We start from the raw sequence: 657 nt of genomic DNA, 5'->3' as shown, positions 1-657 counted from the left end.
TGCCGTGTCGTCACGGCGGCCTGGTCGGCGAGAGTCATCGTCACTGCGCTGTTCGTCCTGTCTCGCCCTGCTTGGTATCAGAAGGACTCGTTCGTCCCTTGTGTCACAGCAGTCTGACAGAGAGGGCGCCGAGACGATGAAGGAGCAGCTGGAGCACCTGCTCACCATGGGCATGTTGCCGAACATCACGATCCAAGTAGTCTTGGCAAGCGGTGAGCACACTGGCAACTCAGGTGACTTCATGATTGCAACGATGGAGGACCGCAGCGAGGTTGCCTACGTCGAGACAGCCATACGCGGCATCGCAACGGACAACCCAGCAGACCTGGCCACTCTGGCGCGAACTCTGATCGAGCTTCGTGCACGAGCACTCACCGAAGATGCCTCGCGCGAGGTCATTAGGAAGGCAATAGAGAAATGGACCTGAGCAACGTTACCTGGCGCCGCAGCAGCCGCAGCACCTCCAGCGGAGGCAACTGCGTCGAACTGGCGGACGCGGCCGGTGCACTGGTGGCGGTGCGCGACAGCAAAGACCCGGCCGGCCCCGTCCTCCTACTGACCCGCGACGCCCTGCGGAACGCCGTCCAGTCCGCCGCCGCCACGCACTGACCGTCCGGCTCCAACTGCCCGCCAGCCCGACCCAGCAAGCAACGGCGA

The 657-nt window shown here is 63.8% G+C and carries 2 protein-coding genes; both read left to right on the top strand.

Features of this window, described 5'->3' with window-relative positions; translation table 11 throughout:
* Positions 1-4: 4 nt before the first annotated feature.
* Positions 5-427 (top strand): Scr1 family TA system antitoxin-like transcriptional regulator, encoded by a 423-nt coding sequence (locus E1266_RS37605; RefSeq protein ID WP_347876781.1) that lies wholly within the window; start codon positions 5-7, stop codon positions 425-427.
* The gene (locus E1266_RS37600; protein WP_132055378.1) at positions 418-609 is read left to right on the top strand and encodes a DUF397 domain-containing protein; all 192 of its coding nucleotides are present in this window, start codon (positions 418-420) and stop codon (positions 607-609) included. The genes E1266_RS37605 and E1266_RS37600 overlap by 10 nt, the downstream gene beginning before the upstream one ends.
* Positions 610-657: the final 48 nt, after the last annotated feature.

It is taken from the genome of Actinomadura sp. 7K534, assembly GCF_004348575.1.
GTDB lineage: Bacteria > Actinomycetota > Actinomycetes > Streptosporangiales > Streptosporangiaceae > Spirillospora > Spirillospora livida.
The sequence above is the reverse complement of the archived record's forward strand: the minus strand, read 5'-3'. Positions and strand labels throughout refer to the sequence as shown.

What these genes read in the sequence shown, in the direction of transcription:
- E1266_RS37600 (WP_132055378.1), top strand. Translation starts at nt 418, where the DNA reads ATGGACCTGAGCAACGTTACCTGGCGCCGCAGCAGCCGCAGCACCTCC.